Origin of the sequence: Jiangella anatolica (genome assembly GCF_003236295.1) — a bacterium.
In the GTDB taxonomy this organism is placed as follows: domain Bacteria; phylum Actinomycetota; class Actinomycetes; order Jiangellales; family Jiangellaceae; genus Jiangella; species Jiangella anatolica.
Map to the genome: position 1 here is coordinate 64,743 of NZ_POTW01000019.1, position 22,076 is coordinate 86,818.

At 72.1% G+C, this 22,076-nt stretch carries 21 protein-coding genes; 10 read left to right on the forward strand and 11 right to left on the reverse strand.

All coding sequences use genetic code 11. The features are described 5' to 3' along the window. Positions 1-14: 14 nt before the first annotated feature. From C1I92_RS10355 to C1I92_RS10370, 4 genes are all read right to left on the reverse strand, one after another. Positions 15-512, reverse strand: a complete 498-nt coding sequence (locus C1I92_RS10355; protein WP_111254583.1) for a helix-turn-helix domain-containing protein — start codon at positions 510-512, stop codon at positions 15-17. Positions 513-729: 217 nt separating this feature from the next. Beyond that, positions 730-2,964, reverse strand: coding sequence for a putative bifunctional diguanylate cyclase/phosphodiesterase (locus C1I92_RS10360; protein WP_111254584.1), 2,235 nt, complete (start codon positions 2,962-2,964; stop codon positions 730-732). Then, a complete protein-coding gene (locus C1I92_RS10365; protein ID WP_111254585.1) occupies positions 2,961-5,093 on the reverse strand; it encodes an Rv1355c family protein in 2,133 nt (710 codons plus the stop codon). Before C1I92_RS10365 ends, C1I92_RS10360 begins: the two co-directional genes overlap by 4 nt. Next, complete coding sequence (locus tag C1I92_RS10370; protein WP_111254586.1) at positions 5,090-5,734, reverse strand: hypothetical protein; 645 nt, start codon at positions 5,732-5,734, stop codon at positions 5,090-5,092. The genes C1I92_RS10365 and C1I92_RS10370 overlap by 4 nt, the downstream gene beginning before the upstream one ends. Before the next feature lie 929 nt (positions 5,735-6,663). Here C1I92_RS10370 and C1I92_RS10375 point away from each other — a divergent pair. From C1I92_RS10375 to C1I92_RS10385, 3 genes are all read left to right on the forward strand, one after another. After that, positions 6,664-7,971: an MFS transporter gene (locus C1I92_RS10375; protein ID WP_111254587.1), complete on the forward strand. Its 1,308-nt coding sequence runs from the start codon at positions 6,664-6,666 to the stop codon at positions 7,969-7,971. A 733-nt stretch (positions 7,972-8,704) separates the two neighbouring features. Continuing rightward, a complete protein-coding gene (locus tag C1I92_RS10380; protein WP_438940526.1) occupies positions 8,705-10,066 on the forward strand; it encodes a GGDEF domain-containing protein in 1,362 nt (453 codons plus the stop codon). A 42-nt stretch (positions 10,067-10,108) separates the two neighbouring features. Further along, positions 10,109-11,131, forward strand: a complete 1,023-nt coding sequence (locus C1I92_RS10385) for a lactonase family protein (protein WP_111254588.1) — start codon at positions 10,109-10,111, stop codon at positions 11,129-11,131. A 10-nt stretch (positions 11,132-11,141) separates the two neighbouring features. Here C1I92_RS10385 and C1I92_RS10390 read toward each other — a convergent pair whose 3' ends face one another. Then, complete coding sequence (locus C1I92_RS10390) at positions 11,142-12,569, reverse strand: multidrug effflux MFS transporter (RefSeq protein ID WP_199521110.1); 1,428 nt, start codon at positions 12,567-12,569, stop codon at positions 11,142-11,144. 140 nt (positions 12,570-12,709) lie between these two features. Next, positions 12,710-13,807, reverse strand: a complete 1,098-nt coding sequence (locus tag C1I92_RS10395; RefSeq protein ID WP_146605090.1) for a hypothetical protein — start codon at positions 13,805-13,807, stop codon at positions 12,710-12,712. Between the two features lie 49 nt (positions 13,808-13,856). On the opposite strand from C1I92_RS10395, the gene C1I92_RS10400 reads away from it, so the two are divergent. Together C1I92_RS10400 and C1I92_RS10405 are read left to right on the forward strand one after the other, a co-directional pair. Next, positions 13,857-14,285, forward strand: coding sequence for an SPW repeat protein (locus C1I92_RS10400; protein WP_199521111.1), 429 nt, complete (start codon positions 13,857-13,859; stop codon positions 14,283-14,285). A gap of 78 nt (positions 14,286-14,363) precedes the next feature. After that, complete coding sequence (locus C1I92_RS10405) at positions 14,364-14,960, forward strand: nitroreductase family protein (protein ID WP_111254590.1); 597 nt, start codon at positions 14,364-14,366, stop codon at positions 14,958-14,960. A gap of 3 nt (positions 14,961-14,963) precedes the next feature. Here the strand turns inward: C1I92_RS10405 and C1I92_RS10410 are convergent, their stop codons facing one another. Both C1I92_RS10410 and C1I92_RS10415 read right to left on the reverse strand, forming a co-directional pair. Beyond that, a complete protein-coding gene (locus C1I92_RS10410; RefSeq protein WP_111254591.1) occupies positions 14,964-15,971 on the reverse strand; it encodes a DUF1648 domain-containing protein in 1,008 nt (335 codons plus the stop codon). Next, positions 15,968-16,321, reverse strand: coding sequence for a GntR family transcriptional regulator (locus tag C1I92_RS10415; protein WP_111254592.1), 354 nt, complete (start codon positions 16,319-16,321; stop codon positions 15,968-15,970). Before C1I92_RS10415 ends, C1I92_RS10410 begins: the two co-directional genes overlap by 4 nt. Positions 16,322-16,390: 69 nt before the next feature. Between C1I92_RS10415 and C1I92_RS10420 the strand changes: the two genes are divergently transcribed. The 5 genes from C1I92_RS10420 to C1I92_RS10440 all read left to right on the forward strand — a co-directional run bounded on the left by C1I92_RS10420 (position 16,391) and on the right by C1I92_RS10440 (position 20,719). After that, positions 16,391-18,499: a S9 family peptidase gene (locus C1I92_RS10420; protein ID WP_111254593.1), complete on the forward strand. Its 2,109-nt coding sequence runs from the start codon at positions 16,391-16,393 to the stop codon at positions 18,497-18,499. A gap of 97 nt (positions 18,500-18,596) precedes the next feature. Next, positions 18,597-18,908, forward strand: coding sequence for a YtxH domain-containing protein (locus C1I92_RS34840; protein ID WP_111254594.1), 312 nt, complete (start codon positions 18,597-18,599; stop codon positions 18,906-18,908). Continuing rightward, positions 18,874-19,284 carry a phage holin family protein gene (locus tag C1I92_RS10430; RefSeq protein WP_111254595.1) on the forward strand — a complete coding sequence of 137 codons (411 nt, stop codon included), beginning with the start codon at positions 18,874-18,876 and terminating at the stop codon, positions 19,282-19,284. The genes C1I92_RS34840 and C1I92_RS10430 overlap by 35 nt, the downstream gene beginning before the upstream one ends. Next, positions 19,284-19,586: a DUF3618 domain-containing protein gene (locus tag C1I92_RS10435; protein ID WP_111254596.1), complete on the forward strand. Its 303-nt coding sequence runs from the start codon at positions 19,284-19,286 to the stop codon at positions 19,584-19,586. The genes C1I92_RS10430 and C1I92_RS10435 overlap by 1 nt, the downstream gene beginning before the upstream one ends. An 8-nt stretch (positions 19,587-19,594) precedes the next feature. Next, a complete protein-coding gene (locus C1I92_RS10440; RefSeq protein WP_111254597.1) occupies positions 19,595-20,719 on the forward strand; it encodes a YihY/virulence factor BrkB family protein in 1,125 nt (374 codons plus the stop codon). 19 nt (positions 20,720-20,738) lie between these two features. Here the strand turns inward: C1I92_RS10440 and C1I92_RS10445 are convergent, their stop codons facing one another. The 3 genes from C1I92_RS10445 to C1I92_RS10455 form a co-directional block, all read right to left on the reverse strand. Beyond that, positions 20,739-20,930 (reverse strand): hypothetical protein, encoded by a 192-nt coding sequence (locus tag C1I92_RS10445; protein ID WP_111254598.1) that lies wholly within the window; start codon positions 20,928-20,930, stop codon positions 20,739-20,741. Positions 20,931-20,966: 36 nt separating this feature from the next. Further along, positions 20,967-21,812: a DUF4097 family beta strand repeat-containing protein gene (locus C1I92_RS10450; RefSeq protein WP_111254599.1), complete on the reverse strand. Its 846-nt coding sequence runs from the start codon at positions 21,810-21,812 to the stop codon at positions 20,967-20,969. A gap of 31 nt (positions 21,813-21,843) precedes the next feature. Further along, a partial coding sequence (locus C1I92_RS10455; protein WP_146605091.1) for a toxin-antitoxin system HicB family antitoxin occupies positions 21,844-22,076 on the reverse strand: 233 nt, incomplete at its 5' end.

Genomic DNA, 22,076 nt, shown 5'->3' on the forward strand with positions numbered 1-22,076 from the left:
CTAACGGGACGGGCTCAGGGGCTCGTGCTGGCGAGCACTCCCCAGGTGACCAGCTTCTCCCGCAGCTCGGCGGGCGGGATCTCGTAGAGCAGGGCGGCCAGCGAGATGTCCTCGGCCCGGATGGTCAGCACCGGGCTGCCGAAGTCATTGCGCTGCCGCTGGATGGACGCGACGAAGGTGGCCAGGCGCTCGGCCTCGGGCGGCGCGTTGCGCAACGCGTCGAGATCGAGGACGACCTTGCCCTCTTGCGCGGGGATACGGGACCGGGCGCCGTCGGACACCAGCGTGTCGATCGGGACGCCGTAGAACTCGGCCAGCTCCGCGATGCGCCGGATCGACGCCACGCGGTCACCGCGTTCGTAGGAGCCGACCACGACAGCGCGCAGCCGGCCACCGGACTTCTCCTCGACGGCCTGCAGCGACAGCCGCCGGCGCTTGCGCAACGCGCGCAACCGTGCGCCAACGACCTTCGCGAAGTCCTCCTCGGTCGAGTCAGGACTGCCGTCTTTCATCGTCGAGCTCTCCAAAGGTGCCTCGTCCTCCGTACTGATCCGCCCGCACCAGCACGCCTGCGCCGCCCCCCTGGCAGGATCCCGGACAGAACGCCCGGAACGATTCAGAGGATACCGGGCATTCGCGGCCGATTGATCACCCAGCCGTCCGCGACTTTTGTTCAGCTAGGAATGCTAGGAGGTCTGACGCTGACACGCCAACGCCACGTGTCCCACGTCACACCATGCGTAACGGGACTCCCGGGTTCCGCGCCTGTTCCAGCACGACCTGGGCAGGCAACGGCTTGGACATGAAGAACCCCTGCGCGCGGTAGCAGCCGAGGTCCAGCAGCGTCGTGACGGCTGCGGGATCCTCGACACCCTCGGCCACCGTGGTCAGGTTGAACGCCTCGGCGAGCCGGACGATCGCGGCGACGATGGCGCGATCACCACTGCTCTCGGCCAGTGCCGAGACGAAGCTGCGGTCGATCTTGAGGATGTCGACCGGTAGCTGCTTGAGCTGGGCCAGCGAGCTGTACCCGGTGCCGAAGTCGTCGATGGCGAGCGTGACGCCCAGGCCGCGCAGCCCGTTCAGGGTGGCCTGCACGTCGTCGATCTCGCGCATCACCGTGCTCTCGGTGATCTCGATGCCGAGCTCCGCCGGGGCGAGACCGTAGCGGCTCAGCAGCGTGGCGACGAAGCCGACGAAGTCGGCGCTGATCAGCTCGCCGGCGGAGATGTTCACCCGGACCAGCGGCGGCGGCACCGGCGACGTCCGCTTCCAGGTCGCGAGCTGCCGGCAGGCCTCCTCCAGCACCCAGCGGCCCAGCTCCGCGGAGAGGTTGATCTCCTCGACGACGGAGATGAACGCGTCGGCGGCCAGCAGGCCGCGTTCCGGATGCTGCCAGCGCACCAGCGCCTCGACGCCGGTCATCCGGCCGTCGCGCAGGTCGAACTCGGGTTGGAAGTACAGCCGCATCTCGTTGTTGGCGATCGCGGTGCGCAGCCGGAGCTCGAGGTCGGCGCGGACGAGCAGCTTCGATCGCAGGTCGTCGTTGAACACCACTACCGAGTCTCCACCGCGCTCCTTGGCCTCGAGCAGCGCGACATCGGCGTTGCCGAGCAGCTCGTCGACCGTGCTGGGCATGTCCCCGTTGACCACGACGCCGATGCTGGCACTGCGGCTGATGGCGTGGCCGCCGACGTCGAGCGGCTCGGCGACGCGATCCAGGATGCGACGGGCGGCCCGCTCGGCGGCGGAGATGGACCCGATGTCGTGCAGCACGATGACGAACTCGTCGCCGGCCAGGCGGGCGACGACGTCGTGCGGCCGGACGGAGTCGCGCAGCCGCTGCGCCACGGCCTGGATGAAGTTGTCGCCGACGGTGTGGCCGAGCACGTCGTTGACCGTCTTGAGCCGGTCCATGTCGGCGAAGAGCACCGCCAGCGGCGCCCGCGGGTCGGCCTCGAGCACGGCGTTGAGGTCCTCGACGAACGCCCGGCGGTTCCACAGGCCGGTCAGCTCGTCGTGGTACGCGTGGTGGTGCAGGCTCTCCTCGGCCGCCACCCGGGCGTCCAGCTGCACCAGCAGCGAGGCGATGGCGCGCAGCGCCCGCACCTCGGCGCGGGTCCAGATGCGGTCGCCGAAGTGGATGAGGCCGAGGACGCCGCTGGTGGTGTCGTCGTGGATGAGCGGCACCATGGCCAGCGAGACCTCGGGCACGCCGGAACCGGCGCGGACCCGCTCCTGGTAGCTCAGCTGACCGTCGGACGGGCGGGTGATGAACGGCTCGCGCTGGTCCTTGATCATCGAGAAGATCGGGTCGTCGGTGTCCCACGGCACGATGCCGAGCGGATCGGGGTCGGGGACGTCCGGCCGCCGCGGCCACTCGTCGACCAGCACGCTGGCCTGCAGCTCCGGATCGTTGTGCCGCAGGAAGCAGGTGTCGGCGCCGAAATAGCGGCCCAGCTCGCTGATCACCCGGAACAGCGTCTCGGCGAGGTCGCGGGCGGTGACGCCCATGAGCTCGGCGGCGACATAGGTGACCAGCGCGTCCAGCCGCCCGTGCTGGTCGGTGATCTCGCCGGCCTCCATCACCGCGGTGCACAGCTGCGCCGACACCAACAGCAGCTCGCGGTCCTTCGAGGTGTACGTCCGCCCGTCCAGCCGCACCAGGCAGATGCTGCCGCGGAAGTCGCGGTAGGCCACCTTGGTCGCGAGGATGGTCAGCCCGGGTGTCTCCGCGTCCTCGAACAGGTCGGCGGAGGCGTCGCGGGCCACGTGCGCGGTGGCCGCCCGGATGGCGTCGCGCATGACCGTGAGGTCCTTGCCCTTGACGCCGGCCGCGGGAGCGCTCCCCCACGAGACCAGCGGCATACCGGCCTCGACGGCCAGAACGTCGGCCGAGATGGAGTCCGTGGCCCGAGCCAGCGCCTCGAGAAGCGGCTGGATGGTCTCCGGGTCCAGCTTCATAGGTTGCTCCCTGCCTCCAGGGCGTCCCGGACGGTGCGGTGGGCAGACAGGCGGCGGCTCCGGACGCTGACGCTAGGAGCGTAGCCGATCCGCATCACCAGTGCGACGTGCCTGTCCCCGAGACCGACGATCCCGGCGAAATCGTGCCGTAGCCGCCGAAGCCGGTCGGCGTAGCGGGGGGAGAGCTCCCGGTAGTCCTCGTCGTCGACCGCGTAGATGAACACCGGCGACATCGGGTGCACGGCCAGCCCCAGCCGCTCGGCCTCGATCCACACCCGCTCGACGGCCTGACCACCACGGACGTAGTCGGCCGGCTCGTGGCCGGGCACCGAGACGACCAGCAGCCCGGAGGCGGCGCCGATGCGGTCGCGGGTGGACTCGCCCAGCGCCCGGCCGAGGTCCTGCTCGGCCAGCAGCGCCATGACGTCGGCCCGGCGGGCGACGCCCAGCTTGGCCAGGTCGGACGCGTCCAGCTCCAGCGCCCGCACGTCGAGACCCCAGTCCAGCCCGTCGGTGCCGGGCCAGCGCAGCTCGCGCATCATCTCGCGGTGCAGGTGCTCGGTGAGGTAGCGCAGCCGGTCGGACTCGCCCAGCAGCTCGGCGAGCTCCCGGAGCCGGTCGCGGGCGGTGACGAGGTGGATCTCGGCGCCCTCGGCGACGGCGGCCGCGCTCAGCGCCGGCGCGACGTCGTCCGGCAGCGGCGTGGGCTCGGTGAGGTGCCGGTTCGACACCCGCCGCAGCATGGCGTCGTAACGGCCGGCCAGCTCCGGGTCGGCGCCGTCCGCGAAGCGCAGGGTGGCCACCCGGTCGCCGTCGGGGCGGATCTCGACGTCGCCGAGCAGGCCGTGTCGCGCGGCCGCGACCCGGGCGTTGAACAGCGCCGCGCCGATGGCCACATGGCTGCCGCGGAACGCGACGTCCAGGGTGGAGGTCTGGCTCGGGTCCAGATCCAGGTCCAGTCCGGCCGGGCCGAGCGTGAACCGCCACGGCTGGGTGTTGCCGCCCGACGGCGCCAGCCGCGCGGCGTGCGCGACGGCGGCCCGCGGGTCGGCCGGCGGCGGCTCGGGGTCGGCGTCCCCGTCGTGGCCGAGGTCGAGCTCCACCGGTGGCGGCGGGTCGCTCAGCTTGGTGAGGATCGCCTCGAGGTCGACGCGCACCCGGCCGGACGGCAGCGGCGCGCCCAGGCCGAGCTTGCGCACCGTCGCGGCCACCGAGGCGGCGCCCAGCGTGATGTCGCCGCCCAGCTGGGGCCAGGTGTTGAGGCTCTCGTCGACCTCGGCCATCGAGGCGGCCATCGGCGCGGACAGCTCGGCCGGCTCCAGCACGCGCAGCACGTACGGGACCTTGTCGTGCGTCGACAGCCCCATCAGGTCCTCGGCCCGGGCGTCGCCGAGCAGGCCGTGGAACAGCGGCCGGTCCGGCTCCAGGTCGTACCGCTCGACGTCGAGCAGCCCGCGGTCGCTGGTCTCCATGACGATCGGCAGCTTGTGCCGGCGCGCACCGTCGCGCAGCGCCAGCTTCACGTCGAAGGAGTCGCACTCCTCGATGACGATGTCCAGCCCGTCGAGGAAGGCGTCGACGGAGTCGAGGGCCAGGCCGGACGGCTCGATGCCGACCTCGATGTACGGGTCCAGCTCGGCGATGCGGCGGGCCACGACGACCGCCTTGTTCACGCCGAGGTCGAAGACCGTTCCCGGGATGCGGTTGAGGTTGGACAGCTCGATCTGGTCGAAGTCGGCCAGCCGGATGTGACCGCAGCTGCCCTCCAGCGCCAGCGTGTGCGCGATGGCGTGACCGACGCTGAGGCCCACGATCCCGACGGAGAGCCGGCGCAGCCGTTCCTGCTCCTCGGCGGTGATCTTGTTGCGGTTGCGGTCGGTGCGCAGCGTCTGGAAGGCCTCGGGCCCGAGCAGGTGCACCAGCGTGCGCCGCCACGGGTAGTAGTACCAGCGCGCCGGCTCCTCGATGACCTCCGGCGGCGGCGCGGAGAGCAGCCTGGCGAGGTCGTGGCGCTGTTGCTCGATCGTGTCGACGACCTGCACCGTCGGATCGGCCCTCAGTCGAGCCAGCTGGTCGGGGTCGGTCACGTGTTCCGGGCGCCAGCTGGCCCCGTCAACGGCGTCGATCATCGTGCGTCCGGAACCTCCGTGCCCGTCGCGGTGCGGAAATCGTGCTCGAACAGCCGGCGCTGTTCGTCGGTGGCGCGCTCGAGCGCCGTCTCGCCGTCCCACGTCAGCATCGTCGTGCGGTAGCGATCGTCGGGGTAGCGGGCCGGGACGATGCCGGGCAGCTCCACGGCGCCGGAGTTGACCCAGCGCGGCGCGGCGTGCTCCGCCGCCGAGCAGTAGGCGTAGCGGACCCCGAGCACCCGGATGGCGTGCACGAACGCCCTCGACATGAGGTCGGCCAGCGCGGACTTGTGCTCTGCCGTCGCGTCCACCCAGACCGCCTTGAGCTCGATGACGCCGTACGGCAACGCGCCCTCGATCCAGTCGGTGACCAGCGAGGCCGACACCGGCTCGGCGCCGAACTCACGGGGCGCGTAGGCGTCGCGCACGGAGCGCAGCGGGCCGTTGACGTAGCAGCCGGCCCAGACCTTCCCGCTGTCGTCGGACGCGATGGCGAACACCGGCGCCCTGGACTCCGGCGTGACCACGGGCAGGGCGAGGGCGTGCTCGACGAGATGACGCCGGTAGCTGGCGCGGGCGCCGTCGGCGTAGGCGGTCCAGCGATCGAACCGCCGGTTCGGCGTCGAGAAACGCATCATCATGCCCGACGCCTCGTCCCGGAAGCCGTACAACTCACGGGTGGTGGGCGCGGGTGCGGGGGGCTTGAGGGGGCTGGTCATGGCATCGACATCTGGGTTCACGGCTCCGTCCGGTCTGCTCAATCTGTACCGTATGCGCCGTTCACGCTATAGATGTCATAATGCCCGACTCGGCGCGAGGTCAACGCCGGAATGGAGAACGCGACGGGTGCCTGCCCCCCAACAGACCCGCCGCGTCTCCACATTGCGGCGGCAGGACCAGCCCGCGGAAACCTGCCGCCGCCCCGTTTGGGACGTGGTGCGAACGTCCCCGGACGCGCGCACCACGTCCCCTTTTCACGGCACGGCCTGTGCAGGGCGGAGGGCCGTGCCGGTCCAAGGTCACGGCTCGAAGCCGTGAATCGCACCTCCGATGCCCAGCGGCTCCGTGGTGTCGCTTTCGCGACGTCCCCGTCCCTCGCAGCCAATCCAACGAATTGGATCTGAGCACCTATTTGCCGGTGCGGATGATTAGAGAATAGACAGGGCAAAGAGATCGCGCAACAACTACTTTGCGTTACAAAAAGTGACGGAGAGTAGCGGGATCGATCTTGCCGCGGCGTGACACTCAGTGATCGAAACCTCACTCTACGTCACTGTTCACCGCCGGAGCCCGCGTCGCCGGACGTCACCGCGCGTGACCGGATCGCCGCTTCGCGACACCGGACAATAACGTCCGCTGCACCGGCCGCGGAAGTGGAACGCGAGATTTTCTCAGTGATCCACGAGGCAATTCCCGGCGCCCTCTCCATTACCGGCCGGAGAATCGGTTCAACGTAGGAGTGGCCACTCGGCGGCGGCGCCGACCGGCGGCGACGACGCCGTCCGCCGGCGCGACGAACCGTGAACAAGATCTTGCCCGACGTCATCAGACCGGTCAGACTTCTCCGGAAATGTCTCGATCCCCGGCTTCCTACCGCGACGTCTTCACGGCGGCGGAGTTCCGCTGGCTGTGGCTGGCGCACCTACTCTCCGTGATCGGCGACCAGCTCGCGCGCATCGCGCTGACGCTGCTCGTGTTCGATCGCACGGAGTCCGCCGGCCTGGCCGCGCTCACCTATGCCCTGACGTACCTGCCCGACCTGGTCGGGGGCGCCGCCCTGGCCGGGATCGCCGACCGCTTCCCCCGTCGCGACGTCATGGTCGTCACCGATCTGGCCCGGGCGGGGCTGGTCGCCGTGATGGCCATCCCTGGCGTGCCGCTGGCCGGGCAGGTGTTCCTGCTGGTGCTGGTGCAGCTGCTGACGGCGCCGTTCTCGGCCGCGCGGCAGGCGGCGCTGCCCGACATCCTGCGCGGCGACCGGCTGGCGCTCGGGCTCGGCGTCTTCTCCATGACGTACCAGGCCGCGCTCGTCGTGGGGTTCGGTGGCGCGGCGGCCCTCGTGGCGTGGCTCGGCGCGCCGGCGGCACTGCTGATCAACGCGGCGACGTTCGCGCTGTCGGCGCTGCTGATCGCCCGCGGCATGGGCCCGCACCCGCCCGCCGCGCCGCCACCTCTGGCGGCGGCCGTCGCGACGCAGGCCGGTCCGGCGACCGGTCCAGCGACCGGCGCGGCGCGGGCCGGCCAGTGGGCCACCGTCCGGGCCGGCTGGCGGGTCGTCGCCGGCGACCCGCGGCTGCTGACACTGCTGGCCATCGCCTGCTGTTCGGGGTTCTACGTGGTGCCCGAGGGGCTCGCGGTGCCGTACGCGGCGGAACTCGGCACCGGCCCGGCCGCACTGGGCTGGCTGCTCGTCGCCAACCCCGCCGGGACGGTCATCGGGATGCTCGTGCTGGGCCGGCTCCGGCCGGAGCGCAGGCTCGCGCTGATGGGACCGCTCGCGGTGGCGAGCAGTCTGGTGCTGATCCCCACGGGCTGGCTGCCCGGGCTGGCCGTCTCGGTGCTGCTGTGGACCGTCAGCGGGGCATGCTCGGCCCACGACATGGTGGTCCAGGCCACCTACATCGAGTCCGTCCCAGCGCACCGCCGCGGTCAGGCGGTCGGGCTCGCGATCGCCGCCCTCCGAGCGGCGCAAGGTCTGGCCATCGTCGCCGCCGGCGTCCTCGCCCAGGTCTTCTCGCCGTCGACGATCATCCTCGTCGCGGCCGTCCTGGGCGTCCTCGCCGCCGGCGCGGCATGGCACCGCTGGTCACGATTGGCCCCGCCCCGCGCCCATCCACCACCCCAGGGCGAGGCCTCCGACCTACCGGCCGAAGCATGACCGGTCCAGGTATGCGTCCACCGCTCTCGCGGGGTCAGTTCCAGTTGTTGTCGCGCATGTCCGTGCCCTCCTCGACGCTCGTCCCCGGCATGAATCCATCGCGTCAGTTCCAGTTGTTGTCGCGCATGTCCGCGGCCTCCCTCGGCGCTCGGCACCAGCCCCTCCGGTCCCCTGCGGGTCAGTTCCAGTTGTTGTCGCGCATGTCCGTGCCCTCCTCGACGCTCGTCCCCGGCATGAATCCATCGCGTCAGTTCCAGTTGTTGTCGCGCATGTCCGCGGCCTCCCTCGGCGCTCGGCACCAGCCCCTCCGGTCCCCTGCGGGTCAGTTCCAGTTGTTGTCGCGCATCGCGCTGCCCTCCTCCTCGGTCTCCGTTCGCCGGCACGTCACCCATCGCGTCAGTTCCAGTTGTTGTCGCGCATGTCTGCGGCCTCCCCTCGATCTGCGTTCCCGGCGGGTGCTCATGTCGTCAGTTCCAGTTGTTGTCACGCATGTCCGCGGCCTCCCTCCGTGCTCGGCTCCAGCGCAGACCGGTCCCACACGTCAGTTCCAGTTGTTGTCGCGCATGCGCGTCACAGCTCCCTCCACCACCCCAGCTCCAGGCGCGCTCAGTTTCGCGCCCGGAAGATCCGATTTGCCCTTCCATTGTCTCTGGCTGCGTAGGATAGGATCGCCCCAAATCGGGCAGTATGAGCAGTGGCATCACAAGCACAGCTATATGCGCAGGTGAAGGCGGTGCACGGCTTGACTCGACGGGCGCGCAAGTGGGCCGCCGGCTGGGCGCTGTGGGAGATGCCGCGCGCCGTCGTCGTGCTTGTGCTGGTCGTCGACGTCGTCGCGGTGCTGACCAGCGTCTGGACCGCCTTCCTGCTGCCCGTCGAAGGCGCCGACCTCACCCACTTCGCGATCCTGCTGGCCTGCGCGAGCATCGCGATCGAGCTGACCCGCCACATCGAACGGCGCCGTCAGCACGAACGTGGCGGCACGGTGGCCTACATCGACACCAAGGCGGTCTGGAGCTTCGCCGCGGTCCTCGTGCTGCCACCGGTGCTCGCCACCGTGATGGTGCTCTTCACCTACGCGCTGGCCTGGTCCCGGGTGAAGCCGCAGGCGCAGAAGCTGCCGTACCGGTGGGTGTTCTCGTGCGCGACGGTGCTGATCGGCACCCACATCGCGGTCGCCGTGCTCTCGTCCGGCATGTCCAGCTACCCCGGCGTCCCGTCCGGCGGCGTGTGGCAGGGCCTGCTCGACCTCGGCGTCGTCATCGCGGCGGCCACCATCCGCTGGGCCATCAACGTCGGCCTGGTCATGGCGGCCATCGCCGCGGCCAAGCCGACCGTGACCGTCCGTGAGCTGTTCTCGAACTTCGGCGAGCAGATGCTCGAGGCCGGCGCCATGGGGCTCGGGCTCGTCGCCGCCGCCATCGTGGTCACGAACCCGGTCGTCATGCCGGGCATCGTCATCGCCATGGTGGCGCTGCACCGCGGCATCCTGGTCAACCAGTACCAGCAGGCCTCCCGGATCGACGCCAAGACCGGTCTGTCCACCGCCGGCTGGTGGCACGAGTTCGCCGATCAGTCGCTGGCCCACGCGCGCGACCGCGGCACGACGCTGGGGTTGCTCATCGTCGACCTCGACCACTTCAAGCGGCTCAACGACACCTTCGGCCATCCGTACGGCGATCTCGTTCTCAAGGCCGTGGCGCAGGAGCTCATCGCCGAGATCCGCGACGAGGACGCCTGCGGCCGGTGGGGCGGCGAGGAGTTCGTCATCGTGCTCCCCGACGTCGGCGACCGCCGCAACCTGCGCAACATCGCCCAGCGCATCCGGCGGCGCATCCAGTCGGTGGTGGTGGATCCGCCGGCGCACCTCGCCGAGGCGGGCGACGCCACCTTCACCGCGTCGGTCGGCGGCGCCATCTACCCGTCGGCGGGCGTCAACACCCTCGACGAGCTGCTGCTGGCGGCCGACACCGCGCTCTACGCGGCCAAGAACGGCGGACGCAACACCGTCCGGATCAGCGACCCGGACCTCCCGGTCACCGCGGAGCAGCCGGCGCTGCCGCAGCGGGCCGAGCCGCCGGCGCCGGGGGCCTGACCCGCGCGGCGGCGCCCGGGATCGCTCCGGGATGATGGGCCGATGCGCGCATTCATCGGGGCCGCCACCTCGGCCGGCCAGGGCGGACCGGCCGCCGGCATCATCGTCGCCGACATCGAGAAGGGCGTGGTGACGCCGGTCGGCGAGCCCGCCCTCCAGGGTGTCGACAACCCCATGTACCTGGCCCTGTCGCCGGACGCCCGGGTGCTCTACACCGTCCACGAGACCGAGGACGGCATGGTCAGCGCGTGGGCGCTCGACGGCGACGTGCCGCGGCCGCTGGGCCGGCCACGCCCGACCGGCGGGAGGTGGCCGTGCCACCTGTCGGTCCATCCGGGCGGACGGCACCTGTTCACCGCCGACTACCTGTCCGGCTCGGTGAGCGTGCTGCCGATCGGCGCGGACGGGTCCCTCGGCGACGCGACGCACGTCGTCCAGCACGAGGGCGGCGGCCCCGACGCCGGGCGGCAGGACGGCCCGCACGCACACATGATCGTCACCGACGAGGCCCGTGGCCACGTCCTCGCCGCCGACCTCGGCACCGACACCGTCTACCGCTACGTCCTCGACGAGGGCAGCGGCCGGCTGACGCTCGCCGACGAGATCGCGACGTCGCCCGGCGCCGGGCCACGGCACCTGGTCGTCCGGGACCGGTACGCCTACGTCGTCACGGAGCTGGCCTCGACCGTCGCCGTCGTCGACCTGACGGCGCCCGCGGTGGTCGCAGAGGTCGCCACGCACGTCGACGACGGACGCGGGCCGAGCCACCCGTCGGCGATCCGCCTCAGCCCCGACGGACGGTTCCTCTACGTCGCCAACCGGTTCGTCGACGACATCGCCGTGCTGTCCGTCGACGGGCCGGACGTCGCGCTGGTCGGCGCCGTCCCGTGCGGCGGCGCGCACCCACGCGACCTCGAGCTGGACCCGTCCGGCGAGTACCTCTACGTCGCGAACCAGTTCTCCGACCAGCTGGTCTCGTTCCGCGTCGACCAGCGCACCGGCCTGCCGGAGCCGACCGGCCACGTACTGAGCACGCCGAGCCCGAGCTACGTCCTGTTCGGCTGACCGGTCCGGCTCAGGACCGCGACCGCTGCCGCCGCCGGGTGGTGACCGGCACGGTCTCGTGCGTGACGGCCGGACGGTGTGCGCGGCCGGACGCGAACCGGCCGGGCCGGCGCCGCCGTCCGGACGGGGCCGGGTCCGGTCGCACGGGCGCGACCTCCACCGGCGGGGTCTCGCCCGTGATCGGCGGGTCCGGCTCCAGTCCGGCGATCCGCGCCGGTCGTGCGACGAGGAACATCGCGCCGACGGCGAGGACGGCCATCGTCAGCATGACGGCGGCCATCGGGACCGCGGAACCGGTGCCGAACGCCCCGACCAGCGGCGCGCTGACGGCGCCGACAGCGAAGTTCATCGCGCCCAGCAGGGCCGCCGCCGTCCCCGCCGACCGGCCGTGGCTCGCGAGGGCCAGCACCGGGATGTTCGGCATGGTGAAGCCGACCGAGGTGAGGATGACGAACAGCGGGACGGCGATGCCGTAGATGCCCAGCGCCCCGGTGGCCGCGAACACCAGCATCAGCGCGGCCGCCGACGACGCCACGACCAGCGCGCCCGCCAGGATCCACTGCGGCCGGACCCGCCGGACCAGGCGCGCGTTGAGCTGCGTGGCGATGATCAGGCCGAGCGAGTTGACGCCGAACAGGATGCCGTAGTCCTGCTCCGACAGCCCGAACACGTCCTGGAAGACGAACGACGAGCCGGCGATGTAGCCGAACAGGGCGGCCATCATCAGCCCGCCGGTGAGCATGAGGCCGACGAACGTGCGCTCGTGCAGGATCGAGCCGTAGGTGCGGATGGTGTCGGCGATGCCGCCGGAGCGGCGACGGTCCTCGGGCAGGGTCTCCTTGAGCCCGAACACGACGACGCCGACCAGGCCGAGGCCCAGGGCGGCCAGCACCCAGAAGACACCGCGCCAGTCGGTGAACTGCAGCACCTGGCCGCCCAGCGTCGGCGCGAGGACCGGCGCGACGCCGGTGACGAGCATGAGCCGCGACAGCAGTTGCACCGCGGGCATGCCGGTGTAGAGGTCGCGGACCACGGCCATCGAGACGACGGCGCCGGCCGCGGCGGCCATGCCCTGCAGCACGCGGAAGACGCCGAGCACCTCGATCGTGGGCGCGAGGGCGCACAGGAGCGACGCCACCACGTGCATCAGGGTGGCGGCGATGAGCGGACGGCGGCGGCCGACGGCGTCGGACCACGGCCCGAGGATGAGCTGGCCGACGGCGAAGCCGAGCAACGTTCCGGTGAGCGTGAGCTGGACCTGGGCCTCGGTGGCGCCGAGGTCGCCGGCGATGTCCGGGAACGCGGGCAGGTAGAGGTCGATGGTCAGCGGGCCGAGTGCGGTGAGCGCGCCGAGCACGAGGACCCGGCGGATCATCCTGCTGCGGGACAGGACGGTGTCGCCGTCGGCGTCCGGCACGGCGCGAGTGCGCGCAGACAAGGGCAAGCCTCTTCCAGAGCTGGTACAGCAGAACTTGGCTCGCGACGGCTGCGGCGCGAAACACCGACAGGGTCAACTGTGCCAGAGGCGCCTGACATTCCGACAGCGAGTTTCGTGTGACGCGGCGTACAGCGCGATGGTCAGCGCAGCAGCGGCGCGACGGCCTTCCAGCCGGGGTCGGGCCGGCTCTGCACGGCGGCGGTCCCGTGCGTCCACTGCGCCAGCACCTTGCCGACCGGCGCGGTGTCGATCTCCAGGCCGTCGACGTAGAGGTGCACGACGACCCGGCCCTCACCGGTGACGCGGCCGACATGGACGACCTGCGGGCCCTCGCCGCCCAGCTCGCCGACGACCTGCGCGACGATCCGGTCGGCATCGTCGAGCAGGCTCTCGTCGCCCGGCATGCCGTCGGGACCGGCCGGGTAGTCGAGCAGCAGTGCGACGTGGGTGTCGGCGAGCGGCCGCTCCACCCGGTCCAGCGGGCGGCGCACCATCGCGACGATCGGCCCCTTGCGGCCGTTGCCGCGCAGCAGCGCCCAGACGTCGCCGGACGGGTGCAACTGGTCGACCACCGTCCCCAGCATCGAGACCGGGATCGCGTCCAGCGGCGGGTCGGCGGAGACCTCGACCTCGCCGATCCACCGCTCCGCCTCGTCCTCGCCGAGCGCGGCGTCCAGGCCGTGGAACGCCACCGAGATCCGGTGCTCCTTGTCCAGCAGCGGGAACAGCGGGTGGTGGATGACGACGTCGAGCCGGCCGCGCTGCTGGTCGACCCGCGTCCCGGCGACCAGCTCGCGCAGCTCGACGTCGTAGTCGTCGATCTTCATGACGACGGAGTCGAACAGCGCCGGGTCGGCCCGGCGCACCGGCGCGAACTCGACGTCCGGGTCGTCGGGAGCGGCCAGCACCCAGCGCTCGGCCAGCCCCCGCAGCTCAGCCTTGCCCCCGCTGGAGACGACCAGCATGAACCGCTTCGCCGAGCTCGGCGAGACCTCCCAGTTCAGCGACGGGTCGATGGCGGCGACCGGCGGGCGGAGCAGCTCGATGAGATCGTCGGAGCGCTTCTCCTCGAACGCCGCGAGGACGTCGTCGCGGTGCTCGGACCACCACGCCCAGAACTGGGCGATCGCGGGCCGGGGGTCGTCGGGCACCTTGGTCTTGCGGCGGAAGATCGCCATCTGGAGCTCGTCTCTACGGCGGCGGCTGATCGCGTCGACGATCACGGTCGAGAGGAGCATCATAAGGAGTGCGGGATCGACCCGGTGTCCTCCGAAGGAGGTGGGGGTCATGACCATGCCGACTCCCGACATCGAACAGCACCCCGACGTCGCCGTCATGAGGCACAGGTACGACCAGATCTCCGAGAGCCCGATGGCGCAGTCCGCCGACGGACTCACGTTCCTGGCCGGCCTCTACCTGGCGATGTCGCCATGGGTGATCGGATTCTCCGGCCACTCCCCGCTCACCATGAGCAACCTGTTCACCGGCATCGCGATCGCACTGCTGGCGGCCGGGTTCGTGGCCGCCTACGGGCACTTCCACGGCATGGCCTGGGTCGCACCCATCCTGGGCGCGTGGGCCATCGTGGCGCCCTGGGTCGTCGACGGGCCGACACCCGAGAACACGGCCATCGTCAGCAACGTCATCGCCGGCGCGGTCGTCGTGCTGTGCGCCCTCGCCATGATGTCCGGCACCATGCGCCGGACCCGCTCCTGAACAACGGACCTCGGGCGACGGCGCCCTTCCCCGATCCCGCGCGCCGCCGCCCGGGCGCCGCTCGGCCATGATGGCGGCATGGAGTTCGCCGACGTCGTCACCCGCCGCCGCATGGTCCGCAACTACTCCGACGAGCCGGTCGACCCGGCGGTCGTCGACCGGGTCCTCACGCATGCCCTGCACGCGCCGAGCGCCGGGTTCAGCCAGGGCTGGGCGTTCCTGCGCCTGGACACCCCCGCCGACGTCGCCCGTTTCTGGGTCGCCGCCACACCGCCCGGCGAGGGCACGGACTCCTGGTCCGCCGGGCTGCGCCGGGCGCCGGTGCTGATCGTCCCGCTGTCGTCGAAGGCGGCCTACCTCGACCGGTACGCCGAGCCGGACAAGCGCTGGACCGACCGCGACGAGGCGCGCTGGCCGGCGCCGTACTGGGACATCGACACCGGTATGGCGAGCCTCCTCATGCTGCTCACCGTCGTCGACGAGGGCCTGGGCGCCTGCTTCTTCGGCATCCCTCCGGAACAGGTCGACGGGTTCCGGGCGGCGTTCGGCGTGCCCGACGAGTACAAGCCGATCGGCGTGATCAGCATCGGCCACCGCGCGCCGGACCGGACGTCGCCGTCGCTCAAGCGGGGCCGCCGCGACCTCGACGCCGTTGTGCACCGCGGGCGCTGGTGAGCCTCAGACACCGCCGAAACGACGCTGCAGGAGGCCGTTGAGCAGTGCCGCCGCCGTGGCCGCATCGTCGACGGTGACGACGGTGCGCCCGCCGTCGGTCCGCTCGACCAGCAGCGCCTCGCCGCCGCGCAGCACGTAGCCGCTCGTGCCCTTGAGCGGACCGATCGCCGACACGCGGTAGCCCCAGCCGCCGAAGTCGCGGACCGGCCGGACGGCGACGACACTGGCGCGCGCGATCCGGTCCAGCGACGTGTGCATGCGCGGCCGCCCGAACAGCCGGCCGCGGACCGTCAGTCCGCGTTCGTCGACGGTCACGGTGACGGAGAACATCGCGGCCGTGAGCACGGCCAGCACGAGGCTCAGCCCGAGCACCCACCACTGCCGGCCGACGACGCCGGCGATCGCGGTCACGCCGGTGCCCGCGACGAGGACGGCGGCGGGCACGCCGCCGGTGCCGGCCGGCCGCGTCCACACGACCCGCTCACCCTCGCCGACGGTCAGCTGCGGCGGCTCGGTGGCGCCCGCGGGAAGCGCGCCGAGCGACGCCGTCCCGGCCGCGGGCCGGCGGGGCGCCAGCACCGCCGCGAGTACGGCGACCGCGACGCCCAGGGCCAGCGCGCCGACGACGACCAGGCCGGGCAGCTCCAGCCCGTCGGCGTCGGCGAGCCCGCGCTGACGCTCGGCCAGCAACACGACCAGGGCCGACACGAACGCCGTCGTCCCCGCCGTGGTGGCGGCGACCAGCCGGGTGACGGTGGCGTCGGCCCGGACGGCGAGCACCAGCACCAGCCCGAGCAGGGCGAACCCGGCGGCGAACCCGCCGATCAGCCACGCCACCGCGGTGACCGACCCGAAGCCGTCCGCCGTCCCGTCGACGCCCCAGTGCGTCGCGATCCGCGACGGCAGTTCGTCGCGCCACCCCAGGACCAACGCGACACCCACGGCGCCGGCCAGCAGCGGCAGCCCGGCCGCCGCGAGGACGGCCCGCACCGGTGCTCCAGTCGTCGTCATGCGTACTCCTTCCGGATCAGTGCGATGAGCTCGTCGGCGCTCAGCCCCAGCCGGCGTGCCTCGGCGGTCACCCCGGCGACGGCCTCGCGCAGCCGCGCCAGGCCGTCCGTTCCGGCCGCGGTGACCACGGCGCCCCGGCCGCGGCGCAGCTCGACGAGCCCTTCGTCCCGCAGCAGCTGGTAGCCGTGCAGAACCGTGTGGACATTCAGCCCGAGCGACTCGGCCAGCTCTCGCGCGCTGGGCAGCCGTTCCCCCGCCGCCAGCTCGCCGCGCGCGATGGCGCCGCGGACCGCTCCGGCCAGCTGGGCGAAGAGCGGCTCGGCGGACGCCGGGTCGAGTCGGATGAGCATGCTTCGATTGTATTGTTCTAGCTCTAATAGAACAACTTGGCCGACGCAGTCGTGCGATACGGTCGGCCCATGACGGAGATCCCCGCGCCGCCCGTAGCGAAGACGGTCCCCGCCGAGCGGACCGTCCACGGCGACGCCGTCGTCGACGAATACGCCTGGCTGAAGGACCGCGACGACCCCGACACCGTCGCCTACCTGGAGGCCGAGAACGCACACACCCAGGCGGCGACGGAGCACACGAAGGCGCTGCAGGACGAGATCTTCGACGAGATCAAGAGCCGGACGCTGGAGACCGACCTCTCGGTGCCGGTGCGCCACCACGGCTGGTGGTACTACACCCGTACGCTCGAGGGCAGCCAGTACCCGATCCACTGCCGCTCGCTGACCGAGCCGGCGCTGCCCGCCGACCCGGCGGAGCCGATCGTCTCGCCGGCCGACGAGCAGGTGCTGCTCGACCAGAACGAGCTGGCCGGCGACTCGCCGTACTTCGCGCTGGGCACGTTCGACGTGAGCCCGGACGGCCGGCTGCTCGCGTACTCCACCGACTTCGACGGCAGCGAGAAGTACACGCTGCGGTTCAAGGACCTGGAGACCGGCGACGTCCTGGCCGACGAGGTACCCGGCACTTACTACGGGTCGGCGTGGGCGGCCGACGGCAGCGCGCTGTTCTACACCACCGTCGACGAGGCCATGCGGCCGTACCGGGTCTGGCGGCACCTGCTGGGCAGCGAGGCCGCGGCCGACGTCATCGTGCACGAGGAGACCGACGAGCGGTTCTTCGCCGGCGTCGGGCTGACCCGCAGCGAGGCCTACGTCATCATCGAGCTGGGCAGCCAGGTCACCAGCGAGACGTGGGTGCTGCCGGCCACCGACCCGCAGGGCGAGTTCCGCGTCGTCCAGCCGCGCGAGCAGGGCGTCGAGTACTCCCTGGACCACACCGGCGACTCGTTCTTCATCGTGCACAACAAGGACGCCGTCGACTTCGAACTGGTCGTCGCGCCGGTCTCCGCGCCGGGGCGGGAGAACTGGCGGCCGGTGCTGCCGCACACGCCGGGTGTGCGCGTCACCGGCGTCGACGCGTTCGCCGGGCACCTGGTCGTGTCGATGCGCCGCGAGGGCCGCACCGAGCTACACGTCCTGCCCCTGGCCGACGGCGCCGTCGCGGGGCCGGGGCGCGACATCGAGTTCGACGAGCCGGTGCGCACGGTCCGCCCGGGCGGCAACCCCGAGTTCGACACGACGGTGTTCCGGCTCGGCTACGCGTCGCTCACCACGCCGAGCTCCGTCTACGACTACGACGTGGCCGGCGGCGGGCTGACGCTGCGCAAGCGCCAGCCGGTCCTCGGCGGCGTCGACCTGTCCGCGTACGAGTCGGTGCGCGAGTGGGCCACCGCGCCCGACGGCACCCGCGTCCCGATCTCGCTGGTCAAGCGGCGCGACACGCCCCGCGACGGCACGGCCCCGTGCGTCCTCTACGGCTACGGCGCCTACGAGGCGTCGATGGACCCGTGGTTCTCGATCGCCCGGCTGTCGCTGCTGGACCGCGGCTACGTGTTCGCGATCGCGCACATCCGCGGCGGCGGCGAGCTGGGCCGGCGCTGGTACGAGGACGGCAAGCTGCTGCACAAGCGCAACACGTTCACCGACTTCATCGCCTGTGGCGAGCACCTCGTCACCGCCGGCTGGACGTCGCGGGACCGGCTGGCCGGCCGGGGCGGGAGCGCCGGCGGGCTGCTCATCGGCGCCGTCGCGAACCTGGCCGACGACACGTTCGCCGCACTGGTCGGCGAGGTCCCGTTCGTCGACGCGCTCAACACGATCCTCGACCCGTCGATGCCGCTGACCGTCGTCGAGTGGGAGGAGTGGGGCAACCCGGTCGACTCGGCCGAGGTGTACGCGTACATGAAGTCGTACTCGCCCTACGAGAACGTGTCGGCGCGCGCCTATCCGGCGATCCTCGCGACGGCCGGGCTGAACGACCCGCGGGTCGGCTACCACGAGCCGGCGAAGTGGGTGGCCCGGCTGCGAGCCGTCGCCACCGGCGACCGTCCGCTGCTGCTCAAGACCGAGATGGGGGCCGGCCACGGCGGGCCGTCCGGCCGGTACGACGCCTGGCGCGACGAGGCGTTCACGCTGGCCTTCATCATCGACACGACGAGTCCCGCCAACCTCGCATAGCTCACCTTCCGGGCGTTCGCGACCAGCGCGAACGCCGCCGCATGCGTGCGTCCCGATCGGGTAACCGCCCTTCAACGGCGAAACACCTGGAGGGACCATGAAGGGCAAGTTGATCCTCCTGGCCGGCGCCGCGGTCGGGTACGTGCTCGGCACTCGCGCCGGGCGGCAACGCTACGAGCAGCTGAAGGGCCGCGCCGACGCACTGTGGCACGACCCGAAGGTGCAGCAGAAGGTCGCCGATGCGCAGGAGGCCGTGCGGACCCGGGCGCCGGAGCTGCAGGAGAAGGTCACCGACGCCGCGTCCAAGGCCACCGACAAGGTGCGCTCGACGATGCAGCGGCACGACGATGTGGACACACCGGAGGTGACGGCCCATGGTCGCAACGGGCATTTCCCGAAGCCCGGATGAGCGGTCAGTCGCCGAGCTGGTCCGGGAGTTCTCGACCCAGACGTCGCACCTGATCCGCGACGAGATGCGGCTGGCCCAGGCGGAGATGTCGCAGAAGGCGCGGCACGCCGGGATCGGCATGGGCCTGTACGGCGGCGCCGGGATGCTGGCGTTCTACGGGGTCGGAGCCCTGGTGACGGCCGCCATCGCGGGACTGTCGCTGACCAGTCTGGACGTGTGGGCCGCGGCGCTGATCGTCGCCGCCGTGCTGTTCGCACTGGCCGGCGTGGCCGCGTTGCTCGGCCGCGGCGAGACCAAGCAGGCCTCGCCCACGCCGGACCGCACCGTCGAGAACGTCAAGCGCGACGTCGAAGAGCTCAGGGAAGGCAGGCGCTGATGAGCACCACGACGAAGAGCAGCAGGATGTCCACCGAACCGCCGAAGGGCGCGAAGCCGGAGGACATCGAGAAGCACATCGAGCACACCCGTGCGGACCTCGGCCGCACCGTCGAGGCGCTGCAGCACAAGCTCGACGTGCGCAGCCAGGCACGCGAGCGGCTGAGCGCCGTCCGCCACCGGGCCGGCGCCATGGCCGCGACGATCAAGATGCTGGCGATGCGCCCGGTCACGATGATCGTCGCCGGCGCGACGGTCGTCGCGGGAGTGGCGGGCGCGGTCGCCTGGAAGCGCCGTCACTAGGAGCGCTCATGGCGACCCACGCGCACGGACGACCGTCCCCGGCGCCGGGCGGGGCGCGGCTGGACAGGTCCGGCTCTGCGCAGCCGGACGGCACGCTGCCGGCGGGCGCCGCGGCGCCCGCCGGCCCGACCTCCCTCACCCGCCCGTCCTGGACGTATGTCGCCCGCCGCTCGGTGCGCGAGTTCCTCCGCGACGAGTGCCCGGACCTCGCAGCGGCGCTGACGTACTACTCGATGCTGTCGCTGTTCCCGGCGCTGGTGGCGCTGGCGTCGTTGCCGGCGCTCATCGGGCAGGACAGCCAGCGGACGACCGACCAGCTCGTCGGCATCGTCCAGGACATCGCGCCGTCACTGATGACGTCGGATCTCGAGGGGCCCATCAATCAGCTCACCAATGCCCCGGGTGCCGGCTCAGCGCTGGTCATCGGTCTGCTGGCCGCGCTGTGGTCGGCGTCCGGCTACGTCGGCGCCTTCGGCCGCGCGATGAACCGCATCTACGACGTCGACGAGGGCCGGCCGTTCTGGAAGCTGCGCCCGCAGCAGCTCGCGCTCACGCTGGCGACGATGCTGCTGGTGCTGGCGGCCGCCGTGCTGCTGGTGGTCAGCGGCCCGGTGGCGCGGGCGATCGGCGACTCGATCGGCGTCGGCGACACCGCCGTCACCGTGTGGAACATCGCCAAGTGGCCGGCGCTCGTGCTGGTCGTCGCGATGATCGTGGCGATGCTCTACTGGGGCACGCCGAACGTGCGCCGGCCGCGGTTCCGCTGGGTCAGCGCCGGCGCCTTCATCGCGATCGTCGTCTGGGCGCTCGGCTCGGCCGCGTTCGGGCTGTACGTGGCGAACTTCGGCAGCTACAACAAGACCTACGGGTCGCTGGCCGGGGTGATCGTCTTCCTGCTGTGGTTGTGGCTGACGAACCTGGCGCTGCTGTTCGGCGCCGAGGTCGACGCCGAGACCGAGCGGGCCCGCGAGCTGCTGGCCGGCGTGCCCGCCGAGGAGGCGATCCAGTTGCCGCCTCGCGACACGCGCCAGATCGAGAAGGAAGCCGAGAAGCACACGACCCTGGTCCGGCGCGGCAGGCGACTGCGCCAGTCCGGCGGCGACACCACGTCGCTGCCGGAGGAACGCGGCTGACGGTCGCGCTGTCCGCGGGTCAGAGCAGGCGGGCCCGGCTGGCGCCGGCGCGGGCCTCGAGCCGGCGGGCCAGCCGGTCCAGCAGCCGCGCGGCCAGGTCCAGCCGGCGAGCGCGGCGGGCGCGGCGGGCCAACGCGGTGGTGACGGCGTCGTGCTGCAGTTCCTCGGCGCGCACCCGGTGCAGGGTGTCGGCGTAGGGCTCGAACGTCACGGCGGCCTCCTTTCGGTCACAAGCGAGAGGGCGGGTTCACGTCGTGCGGTTCAGGCGGATCGAGCCGCTGACCGTGCTGACGGACAGCAGCAGGGTCCGGTCGGACTCGCCGGGGGCGTCGGCCTGGTCGAGCTCGGAGCGGATCGACCCCGAGATCGACGAGACGTCGAGGTTGGCGGCGGTGCCGGCGACGATGCCGACGAACACGTCGCCGCTGGCGCTGCGGGCGCGCAGGTCGCCCTCGACGGCGCGGTGTGCGGTGATGTCGCCGGACGCGGTCTTCAGCTCGACCCGGCCGTCGACGGTGGCGACGCGGATGTCGCCTGACGCCGCGGAGATGCGGCCGTCGGTCAGCGGCTGCTCGACCTCGATGGCGCCGGAGCCGGACTCGAGGTCGACGCTCCCCCCGGCGGTGCCGAACCGGATCGATCCCGAGCCGGTGCGGACGCTCGCGGCGGCGCTCTCGTTGACGTAGACGTCGCCGCTGCCGGTGCTGAGCCGCACATCGTCGCAGGTGTCGACGGAGATGTCGCCGGAGCCGCATTTGGCGGCGACGTCGGCGAAGCGGCCGTCGAGGCGGATGTCGCCGGAGCCGGCGGTCGCGTCGACGGTGCTGCCGGCCGGCACGGTGACGACGATGTCGACCGACGTCGAGCGGCCGAGCACCGACATGGTGCGTGGCACCTCGATGCGCAGCGCGCCCGGGCGGTGCTCGACCTGGGTGCGGTGGGCGAGGTCCTCGCCGTCGGCGCCGGCCGGGCGCAGCTCGACGACGATCTCGGCGGTGTCGGCGGCGGTGACGACGAGGTCGCCGGAGCGCTGGCCGACGCTGAGGCTGATCGGCCCGTCGGTGGCGAAGGTGTGCGTGACGATGTCGGACACGGTGGTCTCCTGGTGGTCGAGCGGTCGGAGGTCAGCGGACCCAGCCGGTGAGGTTGCGGCCGATGGTCACGCGGGCGGACGAGCGGGCCGGCTCGAGGGTCTGCAGCACGGCGCGGATCAGCCACGCGTTCACCGACATGCCCTCGGCGGCGGCCGCCTCCTCCACCCTGACCTTGAGCGTCTCGGGCAACCGGAGCGACACCCGCGACATGCTCTCGTCCTCCGGCGGCGTGGGCGGCATCGGCGGGGCGGGCGGTTGCGGTG

What these genes read in the sequence shown, in the direction of transcription:
- C1I92_RS10355 (WP_111254583.1), bottom strand. Translation starts at nt 512, where the DNA reads ATGAAAGACGGCAGTCCTGACTCGACCGAGGAGGACTTCGCGAAGGTC.
- C1I92_RS10360 (WP_111254584.1), bottom strand. Translation starts at nt 2,964, where the DNA reads ATGAAGCTGGACCCGGAGACCATCCAGCCGCTTCTCGAGGCGCTGGCT.
- C1I92_RS10365 (WP_111254585.1), bottom strand. Translation starts at nt 5,093, where the DNA reads ATGATCGACGCCGTTGACGGGGCCAGCTGGCGCCCGGAACACGTGACC.
- C1I92_RS10370 (WP_111254586.1), bottom strand. Translation starts at nt 5,734, where the DNA reads ATGATGATGCGTTTCTCGACGCCGAACCGGCGGTTCGATCGCTGGACC.
- C1I92_RS10375 (WP_111254587.1), top strand. Translation starts at nt 6,664, where the DNA reads ATGTCTCGATCCCCGGCTTCCTACCGCGACGTCTTCACGGCGGCGGAG.
- C1I92_RS10385 (WP_111254588.1), top strand. Translation starts at nt 10,109, where the DNA reads ATGCGCGCATTCATCGGGGCCGCCACCTCGGCCGGCCAGGGCGGACCG.
- C1I92_RS10395 (WP_146605090.1), bottom strand. Translation starts at nt 13,807, where the DNA reads ATGCTCCTCTCGACCGTGATCGTCGACGCGATCAGCCGCCGCCGTAGA.
- C1I92_RS10400 (WP_199521111.1), top strand. Translation starts at nt 13,857, where the DNA reads ATGACCATGCCGACTCCCGACATCGAACAGCACCCCGACGTCGCCGTC.
- C1I92_RS10405 (WP_111254590.1), top strand. Translation starts at nt 14,364, where the DNA reads ATGGAGTTCGCCGACGTCGTCACCCGCCGCCGCATGGTCCGCAACTAC.
- C1I92_RS10410 (WP_111254591.1), bottom strand. Translation starts at nt 15,971, where the DNA reads ATGACGACGACTGGAGCACCGGTGCGGGCCGTCCTCGCGGCGGCCGGG.
- C1I92_RS10415 (WP_111254592.1), bottom strand. Translation starts at nt 16,321, where the DNA reads ATGCTCATCCGACTCGACCCGGCGTCCGCCGAGCCGCTCTTCGCCCAG.
- C1I92_RS10420 (WP_111254593.1), top strand. Translation starts at nt 16,391, where the DNA reads ATGACGGAGATCCCCGCGCCGCCCGTAGCGAAGACGGTCCCCGCCGAG.
- C1I92_RS34840 (WP_111254594.1), top strand. Translation starts at nt 18,597, where the DNA reads ATGAAGGGCAAGTTGATCCTCCTGGCCGGCGCCGCGGTCGGGTACGTG.
- C1I92_RS10430 (WP_111254595.1), top strand. Translation starts at nt 18,874, where the DNA reads ATGGTCGCAACGGGCATTTCCCGAAGCCCGGATGAGCGGTCAGTCGCC.
- C1I92_RS10435 (WP_111254596.1), top strand. Translation starts at nt 19,284, where the DNA reads ATGAGCACCACGACGAAGAGCAGCAGGATGTCCACCGAACCGCCGAAG.
- C1I92_RS10440 (WP_111254597.1), top strand. Translation starts at nt 19,595, where the DNA reads ATGGCGACCCACGCGCACGGACGACCGTCCCCGGCGCCGGGCGGGGCG.